Origin of the sequence: Xanthomonas populi (genome assembly GCF_002940065.1) — a bacterium.
In the GTDB taxonomy this organism is placed as follows: domain Bacteria; phylum Pseudomonadota; class Gammaproteobacteria; order Xanthomonadales; family Xanthomonadaceae; genus Xanthomonas; species Xanthomonas populi.
The window spans coordinates 1-5,663 of record NZ_MDEJ01000189.1 but is presented as its reverse complement, the minus strand read 5'-3'; the positions used below and the strand labels follow the sequence as shown (position 1 = coordinate 5,663).

Here is a 5,663-nt window from a genome sequence, read left to right as displayed (position 1 = left end):
TGCATCGGCAATGGCAAAGCGCGTCAGCCCTACGAATTCGGCGTCAAGGTCGGCATTGCGGTGAGTGCCTGCAAGGGATTGATCGTGGGTGCGCGCAGCTTCCCGGCAACCCGTACGACGGCGATACGTTGACCGAGCACTTGGAGCAGACACGCGGGTTGCTGCGGCACTGGCACTGGATCAAGCGACGGCAGGCGGTGGAGCCGGTGATCGGACACCTGAAAGACGACTGCCGGCGACGTCGCTGCCGGCTGTCAGGCGCACAAGGCGATGCGTTGCACGTGCTTGGCTGCGCCGCCGACTACACCCTGCGCTGGCTGCTGCGCTGGATCGCCTTTTGGCGTGCCTGGATGCAGGCGATCACGTAGCGATCCTCACACCCGGTGCGGCTGTCGCCGGCAGGGCTTGGTGCTTGAATGGGATTTTTCAGGGACGGCTAAATCCCTACCGTCCGCTGACCTGGTACAACCTGCACCGCGTCAACAACCGAACCCATCGCAAGCTGCTGGTGATCGATGGCCGCATCGGCTTTACCGGCGGCATGGGTGTGGCCGACCAGTGGATGGGCGATGCACAGGACCCGGAGCACTGGCGCGACTCGCATTACCGCATCGCAGGCCTGGTGGTGGCGCAGGTGCAGGCCGCCTTCAACGACAACTGGATCAAGAGCACCGGCCGCGTGCTCAATGGCGCGGAGTATTACCCCGAGTTGGCGCCGGCCGGCGATAGCGACGCGCAGCTATTCGTGGTCTCGCCATCGGGCGGCAGCGAGAGCATGCACCTTATGTATCTGATCGCCATCGCCGCGGCGCGCACGTCCATCGACTTGGCTACCGCGTATTTCGTACCCGACGCACTGATCACCCGCTCGCTGCTCGAAGCGCGTGCGCGCGGCGTGCGCATCCGCGTGCTGCTGCCCGGCAAACATATCGATGCGGTCTCGGTGCGGCTGGCTTCCAAGGCCAGTTGTGAGCCGATGCTGCAGGCCGGCATCGCCATCCACCAATACCTGCCCACCATGCTGCATACCAAGCTGCTGATCATCGACAGCCTGCTGGTCTCGGTAGGCTCCACCAACTTCGATATCCGCTCGTTGCGCCTCAACGACGAGGCCAGCCTGAATGTCTACGACCGCGAATTAGCCGCACAGACGACCGAGGTGTTCGAGCGCGATCTGCAACGGGCCGAGCTGTACACGCTGGAGCGCTGGCGGGCGCTGATGCTGATGCCGAGCCAACAACAGGCATCGGCGCGTGGCCCCCGTCAGGACCGTGTCGGCGCCGTACCCATCGGCGCAGCCTGCAACCGCAATCGGCGCAACCGCCACCACAGCCCACCGACATGCACCAGCGAGTACAGCACCAGCGCGGCGGCAATGCCCAGCGTCAACGCGCTGGCCTGTAAACCGGCTACCGCCGCGCCCGCGCTGAAGGCGCCATCGGCCCAGCGCCAGGCCAGCCGCCCGAGCAGCACGAGCGTCAAGCCGCTGCCGATCCACGGATTGGGCGTGTACCAGCCATGCCCGTCCACCCATTCGGCATGCGTGTAGCGCAGCGACAACGCGCCTAGGCAGGCACCGACCAGCGTCCCCGCTGCGACAAGCGGCGCCACGTGCGGCAACCCGTAGACGGCATACGCCAGCGCCGCAGTTGCTACCAGCAACACAAGCGTCCGCACTCCGCTGCTGACCGGCTTCCACTGCTGGCGACCGAAGCTGCGCCGGATGCGCCGGTAGTAGATGAAAGCGATGGCCGCTATCGACAGATACGGCGTCAGCGGTGCGATGGCGTAAGCAGGCATGGCGATTCCTTTGCGGTTGAAGTGACCAGCGCAGAATGAAAGCAGCCCTCGGCGCGAACAAGGTGGCAAGTGTCACTTTCTGCAGTGGCAGGCTGGTTGCCTGACCGGTGGCCACCGCGCGCGGCGATCGCGACAGACCACTGACCTCCGCGCAGGGCAGCGCTCCCCGCCACTGCCGGTGAACGCCCAAACCACGCGCCAGCCATTGCCACACGCGAACCAGAGCCGCACGGGTAGACTTGCCGGCAGAGTTCCCCCACCGCAGTGCCATGTCCGCCATCAAGCAAGAAGCCCACACGCTGATCGATACGCTGCCCGAAACGGCAGGATGGGACGACGTGGTCCGCGTCGTGGATACCGCGAGCTTCGAGGCCGCGGTGCTGGACGGCATTGCCGCAGCGGATCGGGGCGCCTTTACCGCGCCGGCGCAGGTGACGGCACTGTTCGCCAGATGGGGCGTTGATGTTGCGGCGTGACTGGACCGTCCCGGCCGCCAAGCAGCTTGCATACGCCCAGGATCACTACCACGCGCTCAACCCGACCGCCGCCGCCGCGATGGCGCGGCAGGTGCTGGAAGCCACCCGCACGCTAGCCGAGCAACCGGGCCGCGGCCGCGCCGGCCGCATCGCCGGCACCCGCGAATGGGTGGTCAAGCAAACGCCCTACGTGCTGGTCTACCGCGTGCGCGACGACGCGCTGCAGCTGCTGCACGTCCGGCTCGACGCCCAGGACTGGATGCCGCGCACCGAGCCGCTGATCGAACGCATCGAACCGTGGATCGCCGCGCTGATCAGCGCCCTGCTGCATGTGCTGATGCTGCTGATCCTGCTGTCGGCCTCCACCCCCACCATGACCCCGCCGCAAGGATCGGCCAGCGGTGGCCGCACCAAGGTGGATTTCGTCGGCGACACCGACCAGCCCGACCAGCCGGTTCCGTCCCCGTCGCCCACCCCGCCCTCGCCAACGCCCGCGCCGGTGCAGCCGCCGCCGGCCGCCTCGCCGGTGCAGTCCACCCTGGTCAAGACCGCCAAGAACCCGGTCCCGCCCGCAGGCAACACCCGCCGCGGTGGCCTGGTCGAGCAACGCCAGACGCAACCGGTGCAGCGCCCCACCCCGCCGCAACCGCCGGCAGAACCCTCATCGCCGCCGCAGCGCCGCCCCCAGACCTGGACCGGTCGCCCACCGGGCATGCTGGAGGAAGAAGCCGACGCCGCCGAAGACGGCATGTCCAACACGCCCACCATCAGCGAAGGCCGCCGCCGCGACCGCAACAACGCCCAACCCAGCATGGATGTGGGCGGCTACCAGGTCTATTACGAAGTGCGCAGCGAAACCCAGCTGCGCAACTGGCGCGACCAGGGCATGAAGGAAGTGGCCATCATCCTGCCCGGCACCCAGTACCGCATGGTCTGCCCGCTGGAAGTCGCCCTCAAACGCGGCTCCAGCAGCTGCCGCCTGCTGCCGCCGGACTCGCCGGAGCTGAAAGACATCGGCGATGCCCGCGAGGTCATTAACATGATGGAGGTCTACAAGCAAGGCGATCCGGTGTGGCGCGGGCCTGGGCCGTATCGGTGAGTGGTGGGGCTAGGTCGGGCCCGGATTCCACTTAGCTGCTAATGCCGGAATGACTGCATCGATACCGGTCGTGTTGACGTTGCCTGAGTGCTTGCACTTCTCTAAAGTGCAAGCAACCTGATGTCACCGGGAGGGCCATATGCCTTCTTTCACCGTCCGCAATATCCCAGACGACGTGCATCGCGCGATCCGCGCGCGGGCTGCACGCCACGGCCGCAGCACCGAGGCGGAGATCCGCGCAATCCTTGAATCGGCGGCCAAACCCGCAGACCGGGTCAAACTCGGCTCCCTGCTGGTGGACATCGGCCGCGACGCCGGCCTGACGGCAAAACAGGCCGACGCCTTCGACAAGCTGCGCGACAAGGCCGCGATCAAGCCGATCGGTCTGAAGTGATCCTGCTCGATACCAATGTCATCTCCGAGCTTTGGCGGCCTCAGCCCAACCCGCAGGTCGTCGCCTGGATCGATGCGCAGGCCGTCGAGACACTGTTCCTGTCGGTCGTAACGGTGGCCGAATTGCGTTTCGGCATTGCCGTGATGCCCAAGGGCCGCAAGCGATCCACGTTGCATGGTCGGTTGGAAAGCGAGGTATTGCCACTGTTCGACGGGCGCCTGCTCGCATTCGATCTGGATGCATCACACGCATTTGCGGCGCTTGCATCGAAAGCCAGAACCGCAGGACTCACACTCGGGCGTGCCGATGCCTACATCGCCGCAACGGCAGCCGCGCAAGGATTGGCCGTTGCCACTCGCGACACGGCACCCTTCGAGGCGATGGCGTTGGACGTCATTAATCCGTGGAGTTGATATGGAGCTTGCCTTGATAAACCGTCCTTTCTGCACCGATTTCTAAAGCATTGTGTTGAAAGCAGCAGCAACCGAACGAGCCGAATATGTCTTCAGCTCGTTCGTCGACTACCTGGCGGTCGCAGACATCAGCGCCCCTGGTCTTGTCCCAGCTTCGTACTCAGTGCTCCTTTGAACGGCGCTGGATTGCTGGTCACCAGGCAGTTGTAGGGTTTGTCGCTGTTGAGAACCAGCACGGACGACTGCGGCCCCTTGAAATCCAGCCCGACCGAGAACAGCACATAGGTGTTGGGCAGCGCGGTCGGTCGAAACGCGCCGAAGGCATACTCCCCAGCCACGCCCAACGGCGCCAGCGGTATCGTCAGCATCAGCGGCTGTGTGGCCACAGGCGAGGCCAGCGACGAGGAGGCAGACATGATCTTGGACTGCACGTCGATGGAATACTTGGTGATGACCACCACTCCCAGATACTTTGACGTTGGTGCCGACACCTGCTTGCGACACGCCGCGATGTCTTCGGGCTTCTGATCCTGCTGACCGGTCTGCAGCGTGGCAAAGACCTGCGTCAGCGTGACTCTTTCCGTTTTGGCGACGGGCGCGGCAACGGCCGCTTCCATGCAGAACGCGCCGATCATGAGTGAGAGGCCGCACGCCGCAAGCGCACCGCGATAGCTGGTTTTACGTTTCATTTCGATCATTCCTTGGTGGGTGATGCAAGGTTTCGGCAGCGGCTGCTCGCGCGGCGGCCGCTTGCGCCTTGAATGGATAGTCGCAACGGCACCTGTGCATAACGCCAAGCGGCAGATGGTCGATTGCGTTCGATGACGCTATGCGTGTGTGTGGGAAGCACCACACCTACGCCACCCAGCTGGCCACGCCGCTGGTGTGTTCATCGTTGAAGACCAACGCCTCGCAAACCCGGCAAATCGTCTCAACGACGTCGTTGCGTGATGCAATTTGGAATTCGGAGCAACGATTAGGCGTATGCATATCATCAGAAAGGCCGCCGCAATGATCGCAACAACGCCCAACACAGCATGGATGTGGGCGGCTACCAGCCTTCCAGAAATTGAAGGAAATCGGCGACGCGCGCAAGGCCATTAAGATGATGGGGACCCACAAGCAAGGCCAGTCGGTTTAGCTTGGACTAGGGGTCGCATTGGCAAGTGGGTGACTGCAAGTTATTTGAGGATTCCCTGGCAGTTAATTCCTGAATCAGTGACGACTTGTTTGCACCATAACTTGCGTCATCGAATTTTTAGCGCACTCTCTTTTACATGCGCGGCTGGGGCAAAGAAATTTAATGCTTCGCACACAGAATCTTTGTCTGCGGCTGAAATTTTTGGGCCAAGTATAATTTCCATTTCCTGAAAAGCCTTCTGAGAGATTGGGACGTCGATGTAAAAGGAGCCTCTAAAAACCCCAGCAATCTGCCATCATTGACTTGACGCCCTGCCAGCGGAGAACGACAGACATGATCA

6 protein-coding genes and 2 pseudogenes are annotated in these 5,663 nt (G+C 63.5%); 6 read left to right on the top strand and 2 right to left on the bottom strand.

The window, feature by feature from the left end; all coding sequences use genetic code 11:
- Together XpopCFBP1817_RS19195 and XpopCFBP1817_RS23370 are read left to right on the top strand one after the other, a co-directional pair.
- Nucleotides 1-368 (top strand): annotated as a pseudogene (locus XpopCFBP1817_RS19195) (hypothetical protein); the annotation flags it as partial.
- A gap of 77 nt (nucleotides 369-445) precedes the next feature.
- Nucleotides 446-1,225: pseudogene (locus XpopCFBP1817_RS23370) on the top strand (phospholipase D-like domain-containing protein); the annotation flags it as partial.
- A 38-nt stretch (nucleotides 1,226-1,263) separates the two neighbouring features.
- Here XpopCFBP1817_RS23370 and XpopCFBP1817_RS23365 read toward each other — a convergent pair.
- Nucleotides 1,264-1,800, bottom strand: coding sequence for a CcdC protein domain-containing protein (locus tag XpopCFBP1817_RS23365; protein WP_244171257.1), 537 nt, complete (start codon nucleotides 1,798-1,800; stop codon nucleotides 1,264-1,266).
- Nucleotides 1,801-2,069: 269 nt separating this feature from the next.
- On the opposite strand from XpopCFBP1817_RS23365, the gene XpopCFBP1817_RS19185 reads away from it, so the two are divergent.
- From XpopCFBP1817_RS19185 to XpopCFBP1817_RS19170, 4 genes are all read left to right on the top strand, one after another.
- Nucleotides 2,070-2,276, top strand: coding sequence for a hypothetical protein (locus XpopCFBP1817_RS19185; RefSeq protein WP_128418312.1), 207 nt, complete (start codon nucleotides 2,070-2,072; stop codon nucleotides 2,274-2,276).
- Nucleotides 2,263-3,375 (top strand): type II toxin-antitoxin system RelE/ParE family toxin, encoded by a 1,113-nt coding sequence (locus XpopCFBP1817_RS19180; protein ID WP_128418311.1) that lies wholly within the window; start codon nucleotides 2,263-2,265, stop codon nucleotides 3,373-3,375. The genes XpopCFBP1817_RS19185 and XpopCFBP1817_RS19180 overlap by 14 nt, the downstream gene beginning before the upstream one ends.
- A gap of 139 nt (nucleotides 3,376-3,514) precedes the next feature.
- Entirely contained in the window at nucleotides 3,515-3,769 is a 255-nt protein-coding gene (locus XpopCFBP1817_RS19175; RefSeq protein WP_128418310.1) for a FitA-like ribbon-helix-helix domain-containing protein, read from the top strand.
- Complete coding sequence (locus tag XpopCFBP1817_RS19170; protein ID WP_128418309.1) at nucleotides 3,766-4,182, top strand: type II toxin-antitoxin system VapC family toxin; 417 nt, start codon at nucleotides 3,766-3,768, stop codon at nucleotides 4,180-4,182. The genes XpopCFBP1817_RS19175 and XpopCFBP1817_RS19170 overlap by 4 nt, the downstream gene beginning before the upstream one ends.
- A 128-nt stretch (nucleotides 4,183-4,310) precedes the next feature.
- Here XpopCFBP1817_RS19170 and XpopCFBP1817_RS19165 read toward each other — a convergent pair whose 3' ends face one another.
- On the bottom strand, nucleotides 4,311-4,817 hold the full coding sequence (locus tag XpopCFBP1817_RS19165) for a hypothetical protein (RefSeq protein ID WP_425479134.1): 507 nt from the start codon (nucleotides 4,815-4,817) through the stop codon (nucleotides 4,311-4,313).
- Between the last annotated feature and the right edge of the window lie 846 nt (nucleotides 4,818-5,663).